Source organism: Aquabacterium humicola (assembly GCF_030167915.1).
Classification (GTDB): domain Bacteria; phylum Pseudomonadota; class Gammaproteobacteria; order Burkholderiales; family Burkholderiaceae_C; genus Pseudaquabacterium; species Pseudaquabacterium humicola.
This window is the reverse complement of record NZ_JARGNB010000005.1, coordinates 289,475-311,322: the sequence shown is the minus strand read 5'-3', so window position 1 is coordinate 311,322 and position 21,848 is coordinate 289,475. Positions and strand designations below refer to the sequence as shown.

At 71.0% G+C, this 21,848-nt stretch carries 19 protein-coding genes; 16 read left to right on the top strand and 3 right to left on the bottom strand.

Annotated elements, in window-relative coordinates:
* Positions 1-17 precede the first annotated feature (17 nt).
* From P1K89_RS22615 to P1K89_RS22570, 10 genes are all read left to right on the top strand, one after another.
* A complete protein-coding gene (locus P1K89_RS22615) occupies positions 18-575 on the top strand; it encodes a bifunctional adenosylcobinamide kinase/adenosylcobinamide-phosphate guanylyltransferase (RefSeq protein ID WP_284618787.1) in 558 nt (185 codons plus the stop codon).
* Positions 575-1,420 (top strand): ABC transporter substrate-binding protein, encoded by an 846-nt coding sequence (locus P1K89_RS22610; protein WP_284618786.1) that lies wholly within the window; start codon positions 575-577, stop codon positions 1,418-1,420. The genes P1K89_RS22615 and P1K89_RS22610 overlap by 1 nt, the downstream gene beginning before the upstream one ends.
* On the top strand, positions 1,417-2,400 hold the full coding sequence (locus P1K89_RS22605; protein WP_284618785.1) for a FecCD family ABC transporter permease: 984 nt from the start codon (positions 1,417-1,419) through the stop codon (positions 2,398-2,400). The genes P1K89_RS22610 and P1K89_RS22605 overlap by 4 nt, the downstream gene beginning before the upstream one ends.
* 10 nt (positions 2,401-2,410) lie before the next feature.
* Positions 2,411-3,256 (top strand): ABC transporter ATP-binding protein, encoded by an 846-nt coding sequence (locus tag P1K89_RS22600; RefSeq protein ID WP_284618784.1) that lies wholly within the window; start codon positions 2,411-2,413, stop codon positions 3,254-3,256.
* Positions 3,257-3,276: 20 nt separating this feature from the next.
* Positions 3,277-4,731, top strand: coding sequence for a cobyric acid synthase (locus tag P1K89_RS22595; RefSeq protein ID WP_284618903.1), 1,455 nt, complete (start codon positions 3,277-3,279; stop codon positions 4,729-4,731).
* Positions 4,732-4,754: 23 nt separating this feature from the next.
* A complete protein-coding gene (cobT, locus tag P1K89_RS22590) occupies positions 4,755-5,864 on the top strand; it encodes a nicotinate-nucleotide--dimethylbenzimidazole phosphoribosyltransferase (RefSeq protein WP_284618902.1) in 1,110 nt (369 codons plus the stop codon).
* Positions 5,865-5,867: 3 nt separating this feature from the next.
* Entirely contained in the window at positions 5,868-6,641 is a 774-nt protein-coding gene (locus P1K89_RS22585) for an adenosylcobinamide-GDP ribazoletransferase (RefSeq protein WP_284618783.1), read from the top strand.
* A gap of 73 nt (positions 6,642-6,714) precedes the next feature.
* On the top strand, positions 6,715-6,936 hold the full coding sequence (locus tag P1K89_RS22580) for a coiled-coil domain-containing protein (RefSeq protein WP_284618782.1): 222 nt from the start codon (positions 6,715-6,717) through the stop codon (positions 6,934-6,936).
* Complete coding sequence (locus P1K89_RS22575; protein ID WP_284618781.1) at positions 6,933-7,295, top strand: cell division protein ZapA; 363 nt, start codon at positions 6,933-6,935, stop codon at positions 7,293-7,295. The genes P1K89_RS22580 and P1K89_RS22575 overlap by 4 nt, the downstream gene beginning before the upstream one ends.
* A 277-nt stretch (positions 7,296-7,572) precedes the next feature.
* Complete coding sequence (locus tag P1K89_RS22570; RefSeq protein ID WP_284618780.1) at positions 7,573-8,034, top strand: EVE domain-containing protein; 462 nt, start codon at positions 7,573-7,575, stop codon at positions 8,032-8,034.
* Between the two features lie 25 nt (positions 8,035-8,059).
* On the opposite strand, the gene P1K89_RS22565 is transcribed toward P1K89_RS22570, so the two are convergent.
* Both P1K89_RS22565 and P1K89_RS22560 read right to left on the bottom strand, forming a co-directional pair.
* Positions 8,060-9,076 (bottom strand): GGDEF domain-containing protein, encoded by a 1,017-nt coding sequence (locus P1K89_RS22565; protein WP_284618779.1) that lies wholly within the window; start codon positions 9,074-9,076, stop codon positions 8,060-8,062.
* Between the two features lie 197 nt (positions 9,077-9,273).
* The gene (locus P1K89_RS22560) at positions 9,274-10,587 is read right to left on the bottom strand and encodes a type IV pili methyl-accepting chemotaxis transducer N-terminal domain-containing protein (protein WP_284618778.1); all 1,314 of its coding nucleotides are present in this window, start codon (positions 10,585-10,587) and stop codon (positions 9,274-9,276) included.
* Between the two features lie 252 nt (positions 10,588-10,839).
* Here P1K89_RS22560 and P1K89_RS22555 point away from each other — a divergent pair, with 252 nt between their 5' ends.
* On the top strand, positions 10,840-12,114 hold the full coding sequence (locus P1K89_RS22555) for an MFS transporter (protein WP_284618777.1): 1,275 nt from the start codon (positions 10,840-10,842) through the stop codon (positions 12,112-12,114).
* Between the two features lie 14 nt (positions 12,115-12,128).
* Here the strand turns inward: P1K89_RS22555 and P1K89_RS22550 are convergent, their stop codons facing one another.
* Positions 12,129-13,844 (bottom strand): bifunctional protein-serine/threonine kinase/phosphatase, encoded by a 1,716-nt coding sequence (locus tag P1K89_RS22550; protein WP_284618776.1) that lies wholly within the window; start codon positions 13,842-13,844, stop codon positions 12,129-12,131.
* A gap of 95 nt (positions 13,845-13,939) precedes the next feature.
* On the opposite strand from P1K89_RS22550, the gene nirB reads away from it, so the two are divergent.
* From nirB to P1K89_RS22525, 5 genes are read left to right on the top strand one after another with little or no spacing between them, the layout of a single operon-like run.
* On the top strand, positions 13,940-16,390 hold the full coding sequence (nirB, locus tag P1K89_RS22545) for a nitrite reductase large subunit NirB (RefSeq protein WP_284618775.1): 2,451 nt from the start codon (positions 13,940-13,942) through the stop codon (positions 16,388-16,390).
* An 8-nt stretch (positions 16,391-16,398) separates the two neighbouring features.
* A complete protein-coding gene (locus P1K89_RS22540) occupies positions 16,399-17,196 on the top strand; it encodes a type IV pili methyl-accepting chemotaxis transducer N-terminal domain-containing protein (protein WP_284618774.1) in 798 nt (265 codons plus the stop codon).
* Positions 17,193-17,555 (top strand): nitrite reductase small subunit NirD, encoded by a 363-nt coding sequence (nirD, locus tag P1K89_RS22535; protein WP_284618773.1) that lies wholly within the window; start codon positions 17,193-17,195, stop codon positions 17,553-17,555. The genes P1K89_RS22540 and nirD overlap by 4 nt, the downstream gene beginning before the upstream one ends.
* Positions 17,556-17,590: 35 nt before the next feature.
* Positions 17,591-19,840 carry a molybdopterin oxidoreductase family protein gene (locus tag P1K89_RS22530; RefSeq protein ID WP_284618772.1) on the top strand — a complete coding sequence of 750 codons (2,250 nt, stop codon included), beginning with the start codon at positions 17,591-17,593 and terminating at the stop codon, positions 19,838-19,840.
* A gap of 16 nt (positions 19,841-19,856) precedes the next feature.
* Positions 19,857-21,830 (top strand): DmsC/YnfH family molybdoenzyme membrane anchor subunit, encoded by a 1,974-nt coding sequence (locus P1K89_RS22525; RefSeq protein ID WP_284618771.1) that lies wholly within the window; start codon positions 19,857-19,859, stop codon positions 21,828-21,830.
* The last annotated feature ends 18 nt before the right edge of the window (positions 21,831-21,848 follow it).

Genomic DNA, 21,848 nt, shown 5'->3' with positions numbered 1-21,848 from the left:
AAGTGCAAAGGGCGGCGATGCACGAGCTGATCCTCGGCGGGCAGAAGAGCGGCAAGTCGCGCGCGGCCGAGGCCCGCGCGGCCGCCTGGCTGGCCACAGCCGGCCGCGACGCGCTGTTGATCGCCACCGCGCTCGCCGGCGATGCCGAGATGGCCGCTCGCATCGCGCGTCATCAGCTCGATCGCGCGGCGCGTGTGCCGGCGCTGCGCACGCTGGAAGAACCGCGCGCGCTGGCCGAGGCTCTGCGCCTGCATGCGGCGCCGCAGCGGCTGCTGGTGATCGACTGCCTGACGCTGTGGACGACCAACCTGCTGATGCCGATGCAAGGGCCGCGGCTCGACGCCGCCGCCTGGCAGGCGACGGTCGACGCGCTGCTCGGCGCGCTGCAGGCCGCCGCCGGTCCGGTGGTGCTGGTGTCCAACGAGATCGGCCTCGGCCTGTCGCCGATGTCGCCCGAAGCGCGCCACGTCGTCGATGCGCTCGGCGCGCTGCACCAGCGCATCGCCGGGGCGTGCGAGCGCGTGACCCTGATGGTCGCCGGCCGCGCGTTGAACCTGCCGCGGGAGAATCCGTGATGCCCCTGCGCCGCCTTCGCTTCGTCTGCGCCGCACTGCTCGCAGGCGTGACGCTGTCGAGCGGCGCCGCGGGTCCGCAGCGCATCGTCTCGCTGCTGCCGTCGCTGACCGAGAGCGTCTGCGCGCTCGGTGCCTGCGAACGCCTGGTCGGCGTCGACCGCTTCTCGAACTGGCCCGAGCAGGTGTCCACGCTGCCGAAGCTCGGTGGGCTCGACGATGCGCAGGTCGAGCGCATCGTCGCGCTGAAGCCCGAGCTCGTGCTCGCGGCGCCGTCGGCACGCGTCGTCGAACGGCTGCAGGCGCTGGGCCTGAACGTGCAGGTGCTGCGTTCGGACACCCACGAGGACGTGCGCCGCTCGCTGGTCGAGCTCGAGCGCCTGCTGCAGCTGCCGGGCCGCGCCGAGCCGCTGTGGCGCGGCATCCAGGCGCGCATCGACGCCGCGGCCGCGCGCGTGCCGCGAAGTTATCGCGGCGCGCGCGTCTACTTCGAGATCGACAGCGCCGGTTATGCAGCCGGCGAAGCCTCGTTCATCGGCGAGACGCTGACCCGCCTGGGCCTCGCGAACGCGGTGCCGGCCGCGCTGGGCGCCTTCCCCAAGCTCAACCCCGAGTGGGTGCCGCGGCATCCGCCCGACCTCGTGATGGCGGTGGACCGCGATGTCGCCACGATGCCGCAGCGCCCCGGCTGGCAGCAGCTGCCCGCGCTGCGCCAGGGCCGCCACTGCGGCTTCCCGCATGCCCGCTACGAGCTGCTGATCCGCCCCGGCCCGCGCCTGGGCGAAGCCGCCGAGCTGCTGGCCGACTGCCTGCAGCGGCTGCCGCCGCCCGGCGCGACGACACCATGACCCCTCTGCGCACGGCCCTGCTGCTGGGCGGCCTGACGGTGCTGCTGCTGCTCGCCGGGCTCGCCGCCGGCAGCGACGGCTGGGCGCTGCCGGACGCGGCGCAGTCGGAGCTCGTGCTGTGGCAGATCCGCGCGCCACGCACCGTCGGCGCCTGGCTGGTCGGTGCGCTGCTCGGCCTGGGTGGTGCGCTGGCGCAGGGCCTGTTCCGCAATCCACTGGCCGAGCCCTTCCTGCTCGGCGCCGCGCCCGGCGCCACGCTGGCGGTCGTGCTGGTGCTCGCCGCCAGCGCGTTCGCCGGCAGCGTGCTGAGTCCCGTCACCGCGGGCCAGCTCGCACGGGTCGGCCTCGTCGGCGCGGCCTTCGGCGGTGCGCTGGTCGGTGTCACCCTGACGCTGACGCTCGCGCGCGGCGCGGTGCAGCCCACCACGCTGCTGCTGGCCGGCATCGTCGTCGGCTTCCTGCTTGGCGCCCTGAGCGACCTCGTCACGCTCGCCGCGCCCGAAGCGCTTCGCGGCAAGCAGGCCTTCCTGCTCGGCAGCACCGGCTACCTCGGCTGGCCGGCCTGCGTGCTGCTCGCCGGCGGGCTGGTGCTGACGCTGGCGGCGGCGTGGCCGGCCGCCCGCGCGCTCGATGCGCTGACGCTCGGCGACGAGACCGCCGCGAGCCTGGGCATCGGCGTCGGCCGCATGCGGCTGATGCTGGTCGCGACGATGGCGCTGGCCACCGCGGTCGCGGTCGCGCAGGCCGGCATGGTCGGCTTCGTCGGTCTGGCGGCGCCGCACCTCGCGCGGCGCAGCGTCGCCGCGCGCCACGCGCTGCTGGTGCCGGCCTCGGCCGCGCTGGGCGGCCTGCTGCTGCTGGCCGCCGACCTTGCCGCGCGCACGCTGGTCGCGCCGCAGGAACTGCCGGTCGGCGTGCTGACCGCCGTGCTCGGCGGCGGCTACCTGATGCTGCTGCTGCGGCAGCGGCGGCGCGCCTGAACGACCGCCGATGAACGACCGCGCGAACACCGCCATGCTGCACGCCCCCCGCGCCGCCCTGCCCGCCGGGCCGGCGCTGAGCGCGCGCGGACTGCGCGTGCGGCTCGGCGATGCGCTCGTGCTGCACGACGTCTCGGTCGACTTCGCGCCGGCCCGCTGGACCGCCATCGTCGGCCCGAACGGCGCCGGCAAGTCGACGCTGCTGCGCGCGCTGGCCGGGCTGCTGGCGGCCGACGGCGAACGCCGCCTGCACGGCGTGCCCGTGCTCGAGCTGCCGCTGCAGCAGCGTGCGCGCCGCCTGGCCTGGCTGGCCCAGCAGGGCGAAGCGCCGTCGGAGCTGTCGGCGATCGACATCGTGCGCCTCGGCCGCCTGCCGCGCCACGGCCTGCTCGGTGCGCCGGACGATGACGACGAAGCCGCCGTGCAGCGCGCGATGCAGCGCTGCGAATGCGAGGCCTTCGCGGACCGGCGCCTGTCGACCCTCTCCGGCGGCGAACGCCAGCGCGTGCTGCTCGCGCGCGCGCTCGCCGTGCAGGCGCCCGTGCTGCTGCTCGACGAGCCCACCACGCACCTCGACCCGCCGCACCAGGCCGCGCTGGTGCGCCTGATGCGCGAAGAGGCCGACGCAGGTGCGGCCGTGGTCTCGGTGCTGCACGAATTGACGCTGGCACTGGCCGCCGACTGGCTGGTCGTGCTCGCGCGCGGCCGCCTCGTCGCGCAAGGCCCGGCCGACGACGCCGCGGTGCGCGACGCACTGGCCGAGGTCTTCGACCACGCACTGCGGATCGAACGTGTGCCGACCGAGGACGGCGGCGCGATGTGGGCCGCGCTGCCGCGGCTGGGGGGGCGCCTGTGAATCGCCCGGGCCGCGCGGTGATGGTGCTCGGCACCACCAGCCATGCCGGCAAGAGCTGGCTGGCGACCGCGCTGTGCCGCTGGTATGCGCGCCAGGGCCTCACCGTCGCGCCGTTCAAGGCCCAGAACATGTCGAACAACGCGCGCGTCGTGCCCGGCCCCGACGGCGACGGCGCCGAGATCGGCAGCGCGCAGTACTTCCAGGCGCTGGCCGCGCGCGCCGCGCCCGACGTGCGCATGAACCCGGTGCTGCTGAAGCCCGAGCGCGACACCGCGAGCCAGGTGGTCGTGCTCGGCCGCGTGCGGCCGGACCTGGCCGAGGTGCCGTGGCACCGGCGCAGCGCGCTGCTCGCGCCGCTGGCGGCCGACGCGTTGCGGCAGCTGCAGGCCACGCACGAGCTCGTCGTGATCGAGGGCGCGGGCTCGCCGGCCGAGATCAACCTGCAGGCCAGCGACTACGTCAACCTCGGCACGCTGCGTGGTTCGCAGGCCGCGGCACTGATCGTCGCCGACATCGACCGCGGCGGCGCGTTCGCGCACCTCTTCGGCACCCACCGGCTGCTACCCGACGATGTACGCGGCCAGGTCCGCGGCTTCGTGCTGAACCGCTTCCGCGGCGACGCCTCGCTGCTGGCGCCGGGACCGCAACAGCTGCAGGCGCTGACCGGCGTGCCGACGCTCGCGGTGCTTCCGATGTGGCGCGGCCACGGGCTGCCGGAAGAGGACGGCGTCGCGGTCGAGGTGCCCGGCGAGGCCACCGCGCCGCCCGCCGACCGCCCGGCGTGCCGCATCGCCATCGTCGCCTGGCCGCGCATCAGCAACCTCGACGAGTTCCAGCCGCTGCGCCAGATGCGCGGCGTGCAGGTGAGCTGGGCGCGCCGTCCGCAGGACCTCGTCGGCGCGGACCTGGTGATCCTGCCCGGCTCGAAGCACACCAGCAGCGACCTCGCGTGGCTGCATGCGCAGGGCCTGGCCGCAGCGATCGCCGCGCACGCCGCCGCGGCCCGGCCGCTGCTCGGCGTCTGCGGCGGGCTGCAGATGCTGGGCGCCGCGCTGCACGATCCGCTCGGCATCGACGGTGCGGCCGCGGGCCTGGGCCTGCTGCCGGTCGAGACCACTTTCGCCCCGGACAAGCGGCTGGTCGACGGCGACGCCCGCTTCTCGGCGCTGCACGGCTTCTGGCAGCCCTGGTCCGGCCTCGCGCTGCGCGGCTACCAGATCCGCCACGGCCGCACCCGCGCGCTGCCCGGCGCGTGCGACCACGCCGCGCTGCACGATGCCGACGGTACGCCGATCGGCTGGCAGCACGGCAACGTGCTCGGCGCGTACGTGCACGGCCTCTTCGAGCAGCCCGCGCTGCTGCAGGCCCTCTTCGGCGAAACCGTGCGCCCGCTCGACGCGGTGTTCGACGGCCTCGCCGATTTCATCGACCCGCATTTCCCACCCGGCGCACTGATGCGCCTGATCGACCGCTGATGAACGACGCCCCGCCGCCATCGATGACCGACGGCCTGCCGGCCGTGCATGACCTGAACGACCCGGCGCTGGCCGCGCGGCTGCAGCACCTGCTCGACCACAAGACCAAGCCGCTCGGTGCGCTCGGCCGGCTCGAGACGTTGGGCCGGCGCATCGGCCTGATCCTCGGCACCGAGCAGCCGCGGCTGCGCGATCCGCAGCTGATCGTCTTCGCGGCTGACCACGGGCTCACGGCGCACGGCGTCTCGGCCTACCCGAGCGACGTCACCTGGCAGATGGTCGAGAACTTCCTCGCCGGCGGCGCGGCGGTCAGCGTGCTGGCCCGCCAGCACGGCCTGGCACTGACGGTGGTCGACGTCGGCGTGAGGCATGACTTCGCGCCGCGCGCGGGCCTCGTCGGCGCCAAGGTCGCGTCCGGCAGCGCGGACATGAGCTTCGGCCCCGCGATGTCGCCGGCACAGTGCGCCGCGGCGATCGACGTCGGCCGGCGCGTCGTGGCCGAACGGCCGGGCAACGTGCTGCTGCCGGGCGAGATGGGCATCGGCAATACCTCCGCCGCAGCGCTGCTGACCGCGCGCTTGCTGCACGCGCCGATCGACCGCTGCGCCGGACGGGGCACCGGCCTGGACGATGCAGGCCTGCAGCGAAAGCTCGCGGTGCTGCGCGACACGCTGGCGCAGCACGCCACCGTGCACGAGCCGCTGGACGTGCTGGCGCGCCTGGGCGGGCTGGAGATCGCCGCGCTGGTCGGCGCGATGCTGCAGGCGGCGGCGGAGCGCCGCGTGATCGTCATCGACGGCTTCATCTGCGGCGCTGCGCTGCTGGTGGCCTCGCGGCTCGCGCCGGCCGTGCTTCAGCGCTGCGTCTTCGCGCACTGCTCGGCCGAGCCGGGCCACCGGCTGCTGCTGTCGCACTTCGACGCGCAGCCGCTGCTGGACCTGGGCCTGCGCCTCGGCGAAGGGTCCGGCGCCGCGCTGGCCTGGCCGCTGCTGGAATCGGCCTGCCGCATCGTCTGCGAGATGGCCAGCTTCGACAGCGCCGGCGTCAGCCGCGCGGAACCGCCTGCCCCCGGCGCGCTGCGTTCGCCGCCCCTGTCGGGCGCCGTCGGCGCGGGGCGGCCCGGCGCCGACTGATCCATGCTGCGGCAGGAGCTCGGCCGGCTTGCACTCGCGCTGCAGTTCCTGACGCGCGTGCCGGTGCGCATCGCATCGTTCGAGCCGGCCGAGCTCAACCGCTGCGCGCGCTGGTTCCCGCTCGTCGGCACGCTGGTCGGCGCCTTCGGCGCGGGCATCTTTCTGTTCGCCACGGCCTGGTGGCCGCTGCCGGTCGCGGTGCTGCTGTCGATGGCGGCGACCGTGTGGCTGACCGGCGGCTTTCACGAAGACGGCCTCGCCGACACCTGCGACGGCCTCGGCGGCGCGGTCGCGCGCGAGCGGGCGCTGGAGATCATGAAGGACTCGCGGCTCGGCAGCTACGGTGCGCTGGGCCTGGTGCTGACGCTGGCGCTGAAGACCGCGCTGCTGCTCGCGCTGGCGCAGGACGCGCCGCTGCGCGCAGCGCTGGCGATGGTGCTCGCGCATGCCGTGTCGCGCGCCGCGGCAGTGGGCCTGATGGCGACGCTGCCCTACGCCGGCGACATCGAGCACGCCAAGGCGAAGCCGCTGGCGCAGCGGGTGACGACGGCCGAGTTGCTCGTCGGATACGGCACCACCGCCGTGCTGTCCGCTGCATCGGGGCCGCTGCTCGGCTGGCCCTCGCTCGCGCTCGCGCTGGTCCTCGCCGCGTTCGTGGCGGCCTGGATCAATCGCTGGCTGCGGCGCCGCCTCGGCGGCTTCACCGGCGATGCGCTGGGCGCTACGCAGCAGTGGTGCGAAGCGGCCGTTCTGCTCGGCCTGGCCGCTGCGCACTGAATCGACGCCCGAAGCCCGCGCCTACAATCCGACACTTCCCCCGGCCGACCTCCCGCGAAAGGCGTGCTGCCCCATGTCGAAGCTCGATGAACTCGCCGAACGCGTCGAACGGCTGGTGCTGCGGCACGAGGAACTGAAGCGCACCAACGCGCTGCTCGAACAGCAGCTGCACGCGGTCGGCCAGGAACGCGACAGCCTGCGCGCCCGCCTCGCCGCCGCCCGCTCGCGCATCGACGCGCTGCTCGAGCGCATCCCGGCCGACGGCCCGGCGACCATCGGCGGCGACAAGGCATGAAGCAGATCGAAGCGACCATCCTCGGCCAGAGCTACGTGCTCGCCTGCCCGCCCGGCGGCGAAGCGCTGCTGCTGGAGGCGATCAACATCGTCGACCGCGAGATGAGCGCGATCCGCGACGCGGGCAAGGTCAAGGCGCGTGAACGCATGGCGGTGCTCGCGGCGCTGAACCTCGCGTACCAGCGCGCGGAGCAGTCGCGCGCGCCGGCGCCGGCGCAGGTGCCAGCCGCACGCGCGGTCCCCCTGAACGGCCGCGACGGCCGCGAGCCGGGCGACGCGCTCGCACCAGCCGATGCAGACATCGACAGCCTCATCCGACGCATCGATGCCGCCCTCGGCGACGATGGCCTGTTGCTGTGATGGATTGAGTGCCCCACGCCGCCCCGGCGTGTTTAGAATGGGCCCGTCCGGTGTGCTCTGCAGGTTTTTAATTTCTCTGAACCGATGCTCATCGAGCAAGGGCTTGGAACATCGCGAAGCTGGTGCGATCGTCTCGCGTCAGATGAACCCGAAGCCTCGCTGACCTCGCCCACCTGAACTTGGAACACCAGGGTTCAGGAATGCGGCTTGTGGGGCATGCCGGACACCCCCGCTTCTCCTTCCTCGTTTCCTTCCTCCCCGTTCGTCCTGCCCTCGAATGGCCAACTATTGGCTGATGAAGAGCGAGCCCGACGAGGTCTCGATCGACGACCTGGCGCGCGCGCCGAAGCAGACCGTGCCGTGGACCGGCGTCCGCAACTACCAGGCGCGCAACTTCATGCGCGACGCGATGGCGGTCGGTGACGGCGTGCTCTTCTACCACTCGTCCTGCGCCGAGCCCGGCATCGCCGGCCTCGCCACCGTCGCCAGCGGCGCCTACCCCGATCCGACGCAGTTCGACACCGCGAGCAAGTACCACGACCCGGCATCGAAGCCCGACGCGCCGCGCTGGCTGCATGTCGACGTGAAGCTGCAGCGCAAGACGCGCCTGCTGCCGCTGCGCGAGATGCGCACGCTGCCGCAGCTGCAGTCGATGCGCGTGCTGCAGCCCGGCAACCGGCTGTCGATCACCCCGGTGACACCCGAGGAGTGGCAGGCCGTGCTGGCGCTGCTGGACTGAAGCCGGCGCGAGCGCCGGTGCCGCTTCAGTCGCCGAAGCGGATGCTGGCCAGCGCCACCGCGTTGCCGCCGCGCTGACGCGCCTGCGCCAGCGCCGCTTCGCAGGCAGCGACCACGCCTTCCTGCGCCTGCGCGGTGTGCGGGTAACTGGCAACGCCCACCGACACGGTGAAGCCCAGCTCCTGGCCGTCGAGCGCGACGATCTGCGTCGCGCACTGGCGGCGCAGGCCTTCCATGCGCGAATGCGCCGTCGCCAGGCCGACGCCCGACAGCAGCACCGCGAAGCGGCGCTCGTCGATGCGGCAGGAGGCGTCCATCGCGCGGGTATTGCCGCGCAGCAGGCGGCCCATCGCCTCGTGGATGCGTTCGAGCGCGCGGTCGCCGAAGGCGCGCACCTTGTCGCTCGGCGGATCGAGCTCCATGTAGACCAGCGCGAACTCGCGGTGCTCGCGGCTCGACAGATCGAGCTCGCGGCGCATCTGGTCGTCGAAATGCGCACTGGTCGACAGGCCGGTGGCCTGGTCGCGCAGGCCGTGGTCGCCGAGCTCGCGGCGCAGCGCGACGTTGGCCTTCTGCTGCTGTTCCAGCTGCTCGATCGCGGCCTTCAGCTGCGCCTCGCGCTGGCGCTGCGGCGACTGGTCCTGCCACAGCGCGCACAGCAGGCGGCGTTCGCCGGAGGGCACCACCAGCCGCAGCACCGACCAGTCGCGGCGTTCGCCGCGCCAGTCGAAGCGGTGCTCGCCGGCCAGCGTGCCGGTGGCCGAGGCGAGCGCGGTCTGGTCGGCGCTGCGCACGAGGGTCGCCAGCGCCGGCTCCAGCAGCTCGGCATCGCTGCGCCCGACGACCTGGTCGGCGGGGCGGCCGAAGAACTCGGCCAGCGCGGCATTGACCTGCAGGTAGCGGCCGTCGGCCGCGTCCTTCACGCTGACGAACCAGCCCTGAAGGGCCGCGTGGCTTTCGAGCAGGCGGGCCAGGGCGCCATCCAGCGCCACACCGCTAGGCGGTTGGTCGGGTCCAGCAGCAAGCTCGGACAGGGCATTCATCACGGCGATCGGCAACGCAGCTATGTCATTCACAGGCTGGCTTGATGGTTCGGCGGGAACGATGCCGTCCATTCTGAGGACCGATTTCCCCGGAGGGCAATCGGGCACCTGAGGTGTCTCCCTAGCTTGCCGATGATACCCAGCGCCACCTGCGCGACATCCCGCAGACAGGCGTCGGGAGGTCCCGCTGCCCGGCTTCAGCCCAGCAGCACCTGGATGCTGTTCTCGTACAGCGTCGTCAGGCGCTCGAAGCTCTGCAGCAGCGCCTCGCTCTCGCGCGCCAGCGCGAGGCGGCCGTCGCGCGCCGGCCGGCCCTGGCCGGCCCCGGCCCCGCGCATGCCTTCGAGCAGGCGCTGCCATTGGCCGCGGGCGACCGCCAGCGTGGAGCGGATCTCCTCGCCGGACAGCGGCGAGCGCTCCAGCTGCTGCAGCGCCGCATCGAATTCGGTGGCCGAGGCCAGCGCGGCCGCGGCCGCCGCCTGGGCAACCTCGTCCGGCAGGCAGCCGGCCAGCAGGGCCTCCTTGGCGATGCGCTGCGACAGCATGCGCTGCCGGCCGCTCAGGTTCACGACCTGCAGGCTGCGGCGGCCGCTCAGGTGCTCCAGCGCATCGGTCAGCGCCTGCGCGTCCTCGAGCAGCCGCTGAGCGCAGCGGTCGACCTCGAGCAGGTCCGTGGCGACCGGATCGGCCGCCCGCTGCAGCTGCTGCCAGGCCTCGGCGGCCGCGGCGCGCAAGGGCTGCAGCGCCTCCGGCAGGTCCAGCGTCGCAAGGTGATCGATGCTGGCCTGCGCGCGCGCCAGCGAGTCCTGGTGCAGCACCTCGGCCGCCGCGCGCTCGATGCCCAGGCGCAGCAGCGCCAGCGCCTTGACGATGCGCTGCGACAGCATGCGCAGCTGCCCGGCGCGGTTGACCGCCTCGGCGCTGGACGCCGCCTCGATCACCGCGCGCGAGACCTCGCCGACGCGCAGGTTGGTCTGCATCGAGGCCGTGCGCAGCAGCGCGAAGGCATCCGGCTCGCTGAGCTGCTGCGCGCTCATCAGCACGCCCTTCGCGCGGTCGACCCATTTGCGTTCGTCGAGCCGCGCCTGGGCATCGCCCAGCTCGCGCTGCACGGCCTGCAGGCGCCTGAACCAACGCCCGGCCAGGGGCAGCGCCCGCGCCAGTTCGGCCGGATCGCAAGGCGTTCCGACCCAGTGCAACACGCCGGCGTCGAACGCCGCGCCGGCCCGGGCCGGGTCGCCCGGGCCGTGCAGCAGCACCGGCAGCGGCAGCGCGGACTGCAGCGGCGCCAGCGTCGCCAGCAGCTCGGCATCCACCGCGGGCACCTCGATGACGACCGCTTGCGGTGCAAGCCGCACCGCTTCACGCACCAGATTGCAGCATTCGGTCGCGCCGATCACGGTGCAGCCGGCGTCGCGCAGACGCCTCGCCAGGGCGTCGGCTGCGTCGGCATCGGCGGCGGCGGCCAGCAGGCGCTCGGGGAAGTCGTCGGCGTCGGCATCGGGTTTCATTGGTCAGCAGCATAGGGCAGCCGGCTGCCGAGCCGGCCGGCGCGATGCGCGGCACGCTTGTTGCGTAGCAGCATGCGCCGGGTGTGACGATGCACCCGGGTCGGCCGCCCGGCCGACCATGGCGCTGCGCCATGCCGCGATCACGGTCCGGGCCCTGCAAGGCCCTTCACAGGCCGCCTCGGCGCAGGTTGCACCCGCGCCCACGGCGACACCGGCATCCCGCCCGGCCGCCCCTTCACCTCTCGAACCACCATGTCGGCATTCAAGACCTTCGTGCGCTCCGGCCATTGGCCAACGCTGTTCGCCTCGTTCCTGTACTTCGACTTCTGTTTCGCAGTCTGGGTGCTCAACGGCGCGATGGGCCCGTTCATCAGCGAGGCGTTCTCGCTGTCGCCGGCGCAGAAGGGCTTCATGATCTCGGTGCCGATCCTGGCCGGCGCGCTGATGCGCTTCCCGCTCGGCGTGCTGGCGCAGTACATCGGCCGCAAGAACGCGGCGATGGTCGAGATGAGCCTGATCGTCGCCGCGCTCGGCTTCGGTTATGTCTTCGTCGACAGCTACGACAGCGTGCTGGCGATGGGCGTGCTGCTGGGCATCGCGGGCGCCAGCTTCGGCGTCGCGCTGAGCCTGGGCTCCGGCTGGTACCCGCCGCGCTACAAGGGCCTGGCGATGGGCATCGCCGGCGCCGGCAACTCGGGCACGGTGCTCGCGGTGCTGTTCGCGCCGCCGCTGGCCATGAAGTTCGGCTGGCAGTCGGTGTACGGCCTGGCCGCGCTGACGATGCTGCTGCCGATGCTGGTGATGTGGTTCTCCGCCAAGGAGCCGCCCGATCGCGAGCACCAGACCTTCCGCCAGCACATCAGCTGCCTGTTCGAGAAGGACGGCTGGGCGTTCAGCCTGATCTACATCGTCACCTTCGGCGGCTTCATCGGCCTGGCGAGCTTCCTGCCGACCTACTTCCACGACCAGTTCAAGGTCAGCAAGGTCGAAGCCGGCCAGCTGACGATGCTGGCGACGCTGATGGGCTCCGGCGTGCGCGTGCTGGGCGGCTACATCTCCGACCGCATCGGCGGCATCCACACGCTGACCGGCGTGCTGCTGCTGGTGGCCGCCACGCTGACGCTGTGCGGCTTCGCCGGCGGCTCGCTGGTGGTGACGACGCTGCTGTTCATGCTGTGCTTCGCCGCGCTCGGCGCCGGCAACGGCGCGCTGTTCCAGCTGGTGCCGCTGCGCTGGCCGCTGACCACCGCCGTCGCCGGCTCGATGATCGGCGAGGTCGGCGCGCTGGGCGGTGGCTTCCTGCCCAATGCGATGGGCCTGTCCAAGCAGTACAGCGGCAGCTACCTCGGCGGCTTCCTCGCCTTCACCGCGCTGGCGCTGGTGATGCTCGCGATGCTGCGCATCGTGCAGATCCGCTGGACGCGCACCTGGGCCGAGAAGGGTGGCCGCGCCCGCCACGCCGAATCGCACGACGCCCACTTCACGCCGGTCTCGACCACCCGAGCGGAGGCCAAGGCGGCCCGATGAAATGCCCTCCCCCGTCAGCGCGGCAAGAAGAGCAGCCAGAAGACCAGCAGCGCATTGAACGCCACGGAGATCACCAGCGCGATCTTCCACAGCGCGGCCGGGTCGCGGCGCACCAGCGGCGTCGCGGAGGGCGCAGCGAGCGGGCGCGAGGCGCCGCGCTCGAGCGCCAGCAGCAGCTCCTCGGCGGTCTCGAAGCGCTGTCGGCGGTCGCGTGCGACGGCCTTCAGCACCACGTGGTCGAGCCAGATCGGCACGTCGGGTCGGATGCGCGACGGCGCGACCGGATCGCGGCGGAAACGCGCGGTCTGGTAGGGCTCGATCTCGCCGTAGGGCAGGCGGCCGGTCAACCAGCGGTAGAGCGTGACGCCCAGCGCGTAGAGGTCGCTCATCGCATCGGCGTTCGCGAACTCGCCGTCGCCCCACTGCTCGGGGTTCATGTAGCTGGGCGTGCCCGCATGCAGGCTGCGCACCGCGGCCGGTTCGTTGCCGGACACCGCGGCGCCGAGGTCGAGCAGCCGCCATTGCCCGTCGTCGCCGAGGTGCAGGTTGCCAGGCTTGACGTCGCGGTGGATCACGCGCTGGCGGTGCAGCCGGCCGAGCGCGCGCACCGCGGCGATCGCGCCCTGCAGCACCTCGTCGATGCCGAAGCGGCGCTGCTGCTCGAGCAACTGCTCCAGCGTGGTGCCGGCATGCCAGTCGAAGACGACGTAGAAGGCGCTCGGCGTGTTCGGCGCAGTCGGCGTGCGCACGCGCACGAAGCCCTGCGCGTCGCGCTCGCCGACCACCTGGCCGAGCCAGGCCTCGTGCGCCAGCATCGCGCGCTCCTCGGCATCGCCGGCGCGCGATTCATGCAGCGTCTTGATCGCCACGAGCTCGCGCGTGGCCGCGTCACGTGCCTGGTAGAGCCGGTGCACGCCGGTGTCGGCCACCAGCGCGGTGATGGTGTAGCCGTCGAGCACGTCGCCGACCTTCAGCCGCGGCGCCGCCGGCAACTGCCGGCCCTGCAGCAACGCGTCGTCGAGGCGCTGGCTGGCCAGGCCCTGCACCTGCAGCACCAGCGCGGTGGCGTTGTCGGCGCTGCCGGCTTCGAGGGCCGCGGTGACGATGGTCTCGGCGACGGCCTGCGCGTCCTGGCCCGCGGCCAGCAGTTGCGCGAGACGGCGCGCCTTCAGCGTGCCGTGCACGCCGTCGCTGCTCAGCAGCAGCCGGTCGCCGACCTGCAGCGCGCCCTGGTGGAAGTCGACGCGCACGGTGTCCTCGAGGCCCAGCGCGCGCGTCAGCTGGCTGCGCAGGTCCGGGTGGTCGAGCGCATGATCCTGCGTCAGGCGGCTCAGCTCGCCGTCGCGCAGCAGCCAGGCGCGCGTATCGCCGACATGGGCGACCGTCCAGGTCTGGCCCTGCAGCACCAGCGCGGTGAGCGTGGTCAGGCCCGACGCATCGTCGCTGCGGCGGCGGTTGTGATCGGCCAGCCAGGCGTTGTGCGCGCCGATCAGGCGGTCGAGCGCGACGGTGGTCTCCCAGGTCGCCGGCACCGCATGGAAGTCGTTGACCAGCGAGATCACCGCCGTCTGCGCCGCGGCGCGGCCGTGGCCGCCCGCCGACACGCCGTCGGCAATGGCGCAGATCAGGCCGCGGCTCGCTTCGTCGGCGGCCAGCGCCGCCGCGAAGTCCTCGTTCTTCTCGCGAATGCCACGTTCGCTGCAACGGCCGACGTCGACTTGAAAGCTCATGGGGCGCGCATTCTGCCCATCGCAGATCCGTTTGCGCCCGTTTGCTGGCATTCGTATTGCTAATTCCTGACTGTGTCTCTGCTGGAGATTCGATGATGAAGAAGATGAAGCTCGTGATGGTCGGCAACGGCATGGCCGGCGTGCGCACGATCGAAGAGCTGCTGAAGATCGCGCCCGATCTGTACGACATCACCGTCTTCGGCGCCGAGCCGCATCCGAACTACAACCGCATCCTGCTGTCGCCGGTACTCGCCGGCGAACAGACGGTCGACGAGATCATCCTCAACCCGCTGTCGTGGTACGAGGACAACGGCATCACGCTGCACCTGGGCAAGAAGGTCGTGAAGGTCGACCGCACGCGCCGCCTGGTGATCGCCGAGGACGGCACGACCGCCGAGTACGACCGCCTGCTGCTGGCCACCGGCTCGAACCCCTTCATGCTGCCGGTGCCGGGCAAGGACCTCGACGGCGTGATTGCCTACCGCGACATCGCCGACACCAACACGATGATCGAGGCGGCGCAGAAGTACCAGCACGCGGTGGTCATCGGCGGCGGCCTGCTGGGCCTGGAAGCGGCCAACGGGCTGATGCTGCGCGGCATGCAGGTCAGCGTGGTGCACATCATGCCGTGGCTGATGGAGCGCCAGCTCGACAACACCTCGGGCCAGCTGCTGCAGCGTTCGCTCGAGGCGCGCGGGCTGAAGTTCCTGATCGGCGCGCAGACCCAGGCGCTGGTCGGCGACAAGTCCGGCCGGGTGATGGCGGTGCAGTTCAAGGACGGTCAGGAGATTCCGGCCGACCTCGTCGTGATGGCCGCCGGCATCCGCCCGAACACCGAGCTCGCGGAGTCGATGGGCCTGCACTGCCACCGCGGCATCGTCGTCAACGACACGCTGCAGACCACCACCGACCCGCGCATCTACGCGGTCGGCGAATGCGCGGCACACCGCGGCATCGCCTACGGCCTGGTGGCGCCGCTGTTCGAGCAGGGCAAGGTCTGCGCGACGCACCTGGCCGAGTTCGGCATCGGCCGCTACACCGGCAGCCAGACCTCGACCAAGCTCAAGGTCACCGGCATCGACCTGTTCTCCGCCGGCGACTTCATGGGCGGCGACAACACCGAGGAGATCGTGATGAGCGATCCCAAGGGCGGTGTCTACAAGAAGCTGGTGATCAAGGACGACAAGCTGGTCGGCGCCTGCCTGTACGGCGACACCGTCGACGGCAGCTGGTACTTCAAGCTGCTACGCGAAGGCCGCAAGATCGGCGACATCCGCGACAAGCTGCTGTTCGGCGAATCGAACATCGGCGATGTCGGCCACGAGGGCCACAACAAGGCCGCGGCGATGGCCGACTCCGACGAGGTCTGCGGCTGCAACGGCGTCAACAAGGGCACGATCTGCAAGGCCATCAAGGACAAGGGCCTGTTCACGCTCGACGAGGTGCGCAAGCAGACCAAGGCCAGCGCGTCCTGCGGCTCGTGCACCGGCCTGGTCGAGCAGCTGCTGATGTTCACCGCCGGCGGCGACTACTCGGCCGCGCCGAAGAAGAAGCCGATGTGCGGCTGCACCGAGGTCAGCCATGCCGAAGCGCGCGAGGCGATCCGCAAGCCGCTGCCTGACGGCTCGAAGCTGCTGACGACGCAGGCGGTCTTCAGGACGCTGGGCTGGCGCACGCCGAACGGCTGCTCCTCGTGCCGGCCGGCGATCAACTACTACCTGATCAGCACCTGGCCGAAGGAGGCTCAGGACGATCCGCAATCGCGCTTCATCAACGAACGCTCGCACGCCAACATCCAGAAGGACGGCACCTACAGCGTGATCCCGCGCATGTGGGGCGGCGAGACCACCGCCGACGAGCTGCGCCGCATCGCCGACGTCGTCGACAAGTACAAGATCCCCACCGTCAAGGTCACCGGCGGCCAGCGCATCGACCTGCTGGGCGTGAAGAAGGAAGACCTGGTCAACGTCTGGAAGGACATCGGCATGCCCTCGGGCCATGCCTATGCGAAGGCGCTGCGCACGGTGAAGACCTGCGTCGGCAGCGAGTGGTGCCGCTTCGGCACGCAGGATTCCACCCAGATGGGCAAGGACCTGGAGCGGGCGCTGTGGCGCATGTACGCGCCGCACAAGGTCAAGCTGGCGGTGTCCGGCTGCCCGCGCAACTGCGCGGAGGCCGGCATCAAGGACGTCGGCGTGATCGGCGTCGACTCGGGCTGGGAGATCTACGTCGCCGGCAACGGCGGCATCAAGACCGAGGTGGCCGAGTTCTTCGTCAAGGTGAAGACCGCGGAAGAAGTGCTGGAGTACTCGGGCGCCTTCCTGCAGCTGTACCGCGAGGAAGGCTGGTACCTCGAGCGCACCTGCCACTGGATCAGCCGCGTCGGCCTCGACACCGTGAAGGCCCGCATCCTCGACGACGCGGCGAACCGCAAGGCGCTGTGGGAGCGGCTGAAGTTCTCGCTCGAGGGCGAGCCCGATCCGTGGTTCGAGTTCGACAAGGCCAAGGTCGACGTGCGCCAGTTCGAGCCGGTCGGCAGCGTCTGAGGCCGCACATGAATCGACGCGATGCGCTCCTCCTCGCCGGCAGCGCGCTGACGCTGCCGCTGATCGCACGCGCGCAGGTTCTCGACCTGAACGACGCGATCAACAAGGCCGGCCGCCAGCGCATGCTGAGCCAGCGCATGGCCAAGGCCTATGCGTCGCTCGGCCAGGGCGTGGTGACGGACCTCGCGGGCGAGGTGCTCGCCACGTCGATGGCGCTGTTCGACCGCCAGCTGGTCGAGCTGAAGGCGTTTGCGCCGACGGCCGAGATCAAGCGCTGCTATGCCGAGCTCGAAGCCGCGTGGGGCGGCTACAAGACGGCGCTGGTCGGCGCCAAGCCGGCGCGTGAACGGGCGCCCGAAGTCTTCGGCGCCGCCGGCGGCGTGCTGAAGCTCGCGCACCAGGGCACCGCGCTGCTCGAGCAGCACTCGGGCAAGCCGCTGGGGCGACTCGTCAACATCGCCGGGCGCCAACGCATGCTGAGCCAGCGCATGGCGGCCTTCTACCTCGGCGCCAGCTGGGGTGTCGACGCCGCCGAGTCGACGAAGGAGCTCGCGAAGGCGCGCAACGAGTTCGTCGATGCACACCGGCTGCTCGCGTCGGCCGCCGAAGCCACCGCGCCGATCCGCGAACAGCTGGTGCAGGCCGACCAGCAGTTCGTCTTCTTCGACACCGCGCTGCGCAACCTGCGGCCGGGCCAGTCGGACACGCGGCTGATGGCCAATGTCTTCACCACCAGCGAACGCATCCTGCAGGTGATGGATGGCGTCACCGGCCTGTTCTCCAAGCAAGGGCACTACGCATCATGAATCAGTGGAAATCCATCTGCCGCATCGACGACATCCCGGTGCTCGGTGCGCGCCGCGTCGCGCGTGAGAACGCCTGCGCCGTCGCGATCTTCCGCAATGCCGAGGACCACGTCTTCGCGCTGCTCGACCGCTGCCCGCACAAGGGCGGCCCGCTGAGCCAGGGCATCGTGATGGGCGACAGCGTCGCCTGCCCGCTGCACAACTGGACCATCGGCCTGGCCGACGGCTGCGCGAAGGCGCCCGACGTCGGCTGCACCACGCCCTTCGCCGTGAAGGTCGACGAACAGGGCGTCGTGCACCTCGACCTCGAAGAGCTCAACAGCCGCGCGCTGGAGCCCTTCGTCGCGGTCGTTGCCTGACGACCCGCCCTCGCCCGAACCGAACCCGCACCGCCATGCTCTTCGGCCGCAAGCACCGCAAACCGATCACCATTCCGGTCAAGGACGTGGCCGAATGGAAGTACACGACCTGCAACTACTGCTCCACCGGCTGCGCGATCGAGATCGGCCTGAACGACAAGGGCCGCATCGTCACCAGCCGCGGCCATGCCGGCGCCGACGTCAACCGCGGCAAGCTGTGCATCAAGGGCCTGCTGGAGCATGAGCTCTTCGAGTCGCCCGGCCGTGGCCGCATGCCGCTGATGCGCGACAAGGCGCACCTGCCCTTCCAGCCGGCGAACTGGGATGCCGCGCTCGACAAGACCGCCGCGAAGATCAAGGAGATCCAGGCGAAGTACGGCCGCGATGCGTTCGCGATCGTCTCGACCGGCCAGCTGCTGACGGAGGAGTTCTACACGCTCGGCAAGCTGGTGCGCGGCCAGATCGGCACCAACAACTACGACGGCAATACCACGCTGTGCATGGCCTCGGCGGTGTCGGGCTACAAGCGTTCGTTCGGCGCCGACGGCCCGCCCGGCTGCTACGGCGACTTCGAGCACACGCACTGCCTGATGGCCTTCGGCTCGAACCTGCCGGAGCAGCACCCGATCATCTACTGGCGCCTGAAGGAAGCGCTGGAGAAGCGCAAGTTCCCGCTGATCGTCGTCGATCCGCGGGTGACGATGCTGGCGCAGTTCGCCGACATCCATCTGCCGATCACGCCCGGCACCGACACGGTGCTGATCAACGCGATGCTGCACGTGATCTTCAAGGAAGGCCTCGAGGACACGGAGTACCTCGCGAAGCACACCAAGGGCCTCGACGAGCTGCGCACGCTGGTGCTGGAGCACTACGACCCGAAGACCGCGCAGCATGTCTGCGGCATCGACGAGGACCGCATCCGCCAGGTCGCGCGCCTGTACGCGAAGGCGCCGGCGGCGATGAGCATCTGGACCATGGGCATCAACCAGTCCACGCACGGCTCGGACGGCGTGGTCAACATCAACAACCTCAACCTCGTCACCGGCAACATCGGCAAGCCGGGCGGCACCAGCCTGTCGATCACCGGCCAGTGCAACGCGATGGGCACGCGCGAATGGTCGTCGTGCTCGGGCCTGCCGGGCTACCGCGCGCTCGAGAAGGAGAAGGACCGCAAGGCGGTCGCCGACTTCTGGAACATCGACGAGAGCTTCTTCCCCCCGAAGCGCGGGCTGACGCAGACCGACATCTTCCCGGCCATCGAGGCCGGCGAGATCAAGGGCCTGTGGTTGATCGCGACGAACCCGATGACCTCGATGCCCAACCAGCCGCGCATCCGCAAGGCCATGGAGAACCTCGAGTTCCTGGTGGTGCAGGACGTCTACGAGGACGTCGAGACGAACCAGTATTCCCATGTCTACCTGCCGGCCGCGGTGTGGGCCGAGAAGGAAGGCTGCCATACCAATACCGAGCGCCGCGTCAACCTGACGCGCAACGTGCTGCCGGCCTTCGCCGATTCGAAGCCCGACTTCTGGATCTTCAACCGCATGGCCGAGCGCTTCCAGGACCGCAATGCGATCCACTTCCCGCCGACGCCCGAAGGTGCCTTCGAGGAGATGAAGCAGCTGTCGGTCGGCGCCGGCCGCACGCTGGACATCTCGGGCATGAGCTACGACCGCATCGAGGCCGCGCGCGGCATCCAGTGGCCGTACAGCGCCGAGCAGGCCGCGGCCGACGAAGCCCGCTTCGGGCCGGCGCACGAGGTCGACATGAAGCAGCGCATGGACTTCCTGGGCCACTCGCGCCTGTACACCGACGGCGTGTTCCAGACCCCCGATGGCCGCGCGAACCTGATCCCGGTGCGCTTCGTCAACAACAACGAGTGCCCGGACGACGAATACCCGTTCTGGCTCAACTCGGGACGCGTCGTCGAGCATTTCCACACCCGCACCCGCACCGGCAAGATCGGCAACCTCAACAAGTTCAGCCCGACGCCCTACATGGAGCTGAACCCCGATGCCGCGCGCGAGCTCGGCATCGAGCACCAGAGCTACGTGCGGCTCGTCAGCCGCCGCGGCGATGCGGTGGTGATGGCGCAGCTCACGCACCGTGTCGGCCGCGACATGGTGTTCATCCCCTTCCATTTCCACGACTGCGTCAACCGCCTGACGCTGGGCCTGCTCGATCCGCATTCGCGCCAGCCGGCGTTCAAGCAGAACGCAGTGCGCATCGAGAAGATCGACCAGGCGCTGGCCGCACGGCTGAACGCCGAGCGCCGCGCGTTCTGATGAGGAGCCCCAGCCGATGAAGCCGACGACGATGGACCTGGACCGGTTGCTCGCGAATGCGCAAGCCGCCGTCGCGCCGCCGCCCGCGCCCCGAAAGATCTGGGAGATCCGCACCGAGGAGCAGGCCTACGCGAAGCTGCGCGACAAGACGCACCAGCCGACCAACCGCTACGGCCAGAAGATCGACCTGATCGAGCACACCGAGGGCCTGTTCCCGGTAGGCCGCTCGATGTTCATCAACGAGAACCCGGCCGTCGGCACCAACCCGAACCGCAACAAGCAGCACGGCTTCTTCTTCACCGCCGACAACTGCATCGGCTGCCATGCCTGCGAAGCGGCCTGCAGCGAGAAGAACGAGAACCCGCCGCACCTGGCGTTCCGCTCGGTGGGCTACGTGGAAGGCGGCAGCTTCCCCGACTACAAGCGCATGAACATCTCGATGGCCTGCAACCATTGCGATGACCCGGTGTGCCTGCGCGGCTGCCCGACCAAGGCCTACACCAAGCACACCGAGTACGGCGCAGTGCTGCAGGACCCCGAGACCTGCTTCGGCTGCGGCTACTGCACCTGGGTGTGCCCGTACAACGCGCCGCAGCTCGACCCGGTGAAGGGCCAGGTCTCGAAGTGCAACATGTGCGTGGACCGCCTCGAAGTCGGCCTGAAGCCGGCCTGCGTCTCGGCCTGCGTCGGCAATGCGCTGGACTTCGGCGTCATCGAGAACATCCCGGAGAACCGCGAGCAGGCCAAGGTCGAGATCCCCGGCTTCCCGTCGCCGGAGATCACGCACCCGAACATCCGCTTCCAGCAGATCAAGCAGCTGCCGGACGTGATGAAGCGCACCGACTCGATGCCGGTGAAGTACCACCGCGACGAAGACGGCCGCTACCGCACCGCGATCGACCAGAAGCGCGGCCAGGAACCGCACTGGAACTTCACGCGGCTGTCCTCGCGCGAGAATCCGCTGGTGCTGTTCACGCTGGCGGCGCAGGCCGCCGCCGGGGCCTTCGCGCTGCAGTTCGTCGGTGCGCTCGCGGGCGTGCCGGGCTTCTCGGCCTTCGCGCAGTCGGCGCTGTACGCGCCGCTGGTGATCGTCGAGTTCCTGCTGGTCGCCTTCGGCCTCTTCATGTCGACGATGCACCTGGGCAAGCCCAAGCGCTTCTACCGCGGCTTCAACAACCTGCGTCATTCGCCGGTCTCGCGCGAAGGCCTGGGGATCGCGGTCTTCGTCGGCGGCCTCGGGCTGCACACGCTGGCCAGCCTGCCGGGCAATGCCTGGTTCCAGGCGCTGCTGCAGGCAGTGATCGGGGTCGACGTCTCGGCCGCCGCGCAGTGGCCCGCCGTGCGAGCCGCGTCGACCGTCTCGGGCGGGCTGGCGCTGGCCGGCGCCACGGGCGGCCTCTACTACATGGTCAAGTGCTACCGCATCAAGGCGCGGCCGTTCTGGAACCACTGGCAGACCGCCACCGCCTTCGGCGGCAGCGTGCTGTCGCTGGGTTCGCTGCTCGCCGGGGCCGTGGTGCTGTCGACGCTGGCCGCGCTGGACCAGCCGCGCGACATCGCCGCGCTGGTCTTCGGCAGCCTGCTGACCCTGGGCCTGGCCATCGAATCGATCGGCCATGTCGCGCATGCCAAGGCGATGGGCACGGCCGAGCACGAAGGGGGCGCCGCGTACTACATCCAGTCGACGACCTTCGGCAAGACCTACCACCTGCGCAACGCGCTGCTCGGCGTGAACCTGCTGCTGGCCGCCACGCTGCTGACCGTGCTGGCCGCCGAAGGCGCCAGCGCCTACACGCTGGCCGGCTGGGCGCTGGTCGGCGTGGTCACGGTCTTCACCAGCCTCGTCAGCCGCGCGCTCTTCTACGTGCTGGTGATCCCGACGACGATGCCCGGCGCCTTCTTCTGGAAGAACAAGGCCTTCGAGGAGCATGCACGCGACATCGGCCTGGCCAACATGCCGCAGGTTGGCGTGGCGCCGCTGCGTCACTAAGCTTGAGCCGCTGAAGCC

Excerpts from the sequence above, each read along its gene's own strand:
- P1K89_RS22615 (WP_284618787.1), top strand. The coding sequence starts at position 18 with ATGCACGAGCTGATCCTCGGCGGGCAGAAGAGCGGCAAGTCGCGCGCG.
- P1K89_RS22610 (WP_284618786.1), top strand. The coding sequence starts at position 575 with ATGCCCCTGCGCCGCCTTCGCTTCGTCTGCGCCGCACTGCTCGCAGGC.
- P1K89_RS22605 (WP_284618785.1), top strand. The coding sequence starts at position 1,417 with ATGACCCCTCTGCGCACGGCCCTGCTGCTGGGCGGCCTGACGGTGCTG.
- P1K89_RS22600 (WP_284618784.1), top strand. The coding sequence starts at position 2,411 with ATGAACGACCGCGCGAACACCGCCATGCTGCACGCCCCCCGCGCCGCC.
- P1K89_RS22595 (WP_284618903.1), top strand. The coding sequence starts at position 3,277 with ATGGTGCTCGGCACCACCAGCCATGCCGGCAAGAGCTGGCTGGCGACC.
- cobT (WP_284618902.1), top strand. The coding sequence starts at position 4,755 with ATGACCGACGGCCTGCCGGCCGTGCATGACCTGAACGACCCGGCGCTG.
- P1K89_RS22585 (WP_284618783.1), top strand. The coding sequence starts at position 5,868 with ATGCTGCGGCAGGAGCTCGGCCGGCTTGCACTCGCGCTGCAGTTCCTG.
- P1K89_RS22580 (WP_284618782.1), top strand. The coding sequence starts at position 6,715 with ATGTCGAAGCTCGATGAACTCGCCGAACGCGTCGAACGGCTGGTGCTG.
- P1K89_RS22575 (WP_284618781.1), top strand. The coding sequence starts at position 6,933 with ATGAAGCAGATCGAAGCGACCATCCTCGGCCAGAGCTACGTGCTCGCC.
- P1K89_RS22570 (WP_284618780.1), top strand. The coding sequence starts at position 7,573 with ATGGCCAACTATTGGCTGATGAAGAGCGAGCCCGACGAGGTCTCGATC.
- P1K89_RS22565 (WP_284618779.1), bottom strand. The coding sequence starts at position 9,076 with ATGAATGCCCTGTCCGAGCTTGCTGCTGGACCCGACCAACCGCCTAGC.
- P1K89_RS22560 (WP_284618778.1), bottom strand. The coding sequence starts at position 10,587 with ATGAAACCCGATGCCGACGCCGACGACTTCCCCGAGCGCCTGCTGGCC.
- P1K89_RS22555 (WP_284618777.1), top strand. The coding sequence starts at position 10,840 with ATGTCGGCATTCAAGACCTTCGTGCGCTCCGGCCATTGGCCAACGCTG.
- P1K89_RS22550 (WP_284618776.1), bottom strand. The coding sequence starts at position 13,844 with ATGAGCTTTCAAGTCGACGTCGGCCGTTGCAGCGAACGTGGCATTCGC.
- nirB (WP_284618775.1), top strand. The coding sequence starts at position 13,940 with ATGAAGAAGATGAAGCTCGTGATGGTCGGCAACGGCATGGCCGGCGTG.
- P1K89_RS22540 (WP_284618774.1), top strand. The coding sequence starts at position 16,399 with ATGAATCGACGCGATGCGCTCCTCCTCGCCGGCAGCGCGCTGACGCTG.
- nirD (WP_284618773.1), top strand. The coding sequence starts at position 17,193 with ATGAATCAGTGGAAATCCATCTGCCGCATCGACGACATCCCGGTGCTC.
- P1K89_RS22530 (WP_284618772.1), top strand. The coding sequence starts at position 17,591 with ATGCTCTTCGGCCGCAAGCACCGCAAACCGATCACCATTCCGGTCAAG.
- P1K89_RS22525 (WP_284618771.1), top strand. The coding sequence starts at position 19,857 with ATGAAGCCGACGACGATGGACCTGGACCGGTTGCTCGCGAATGCGCAA.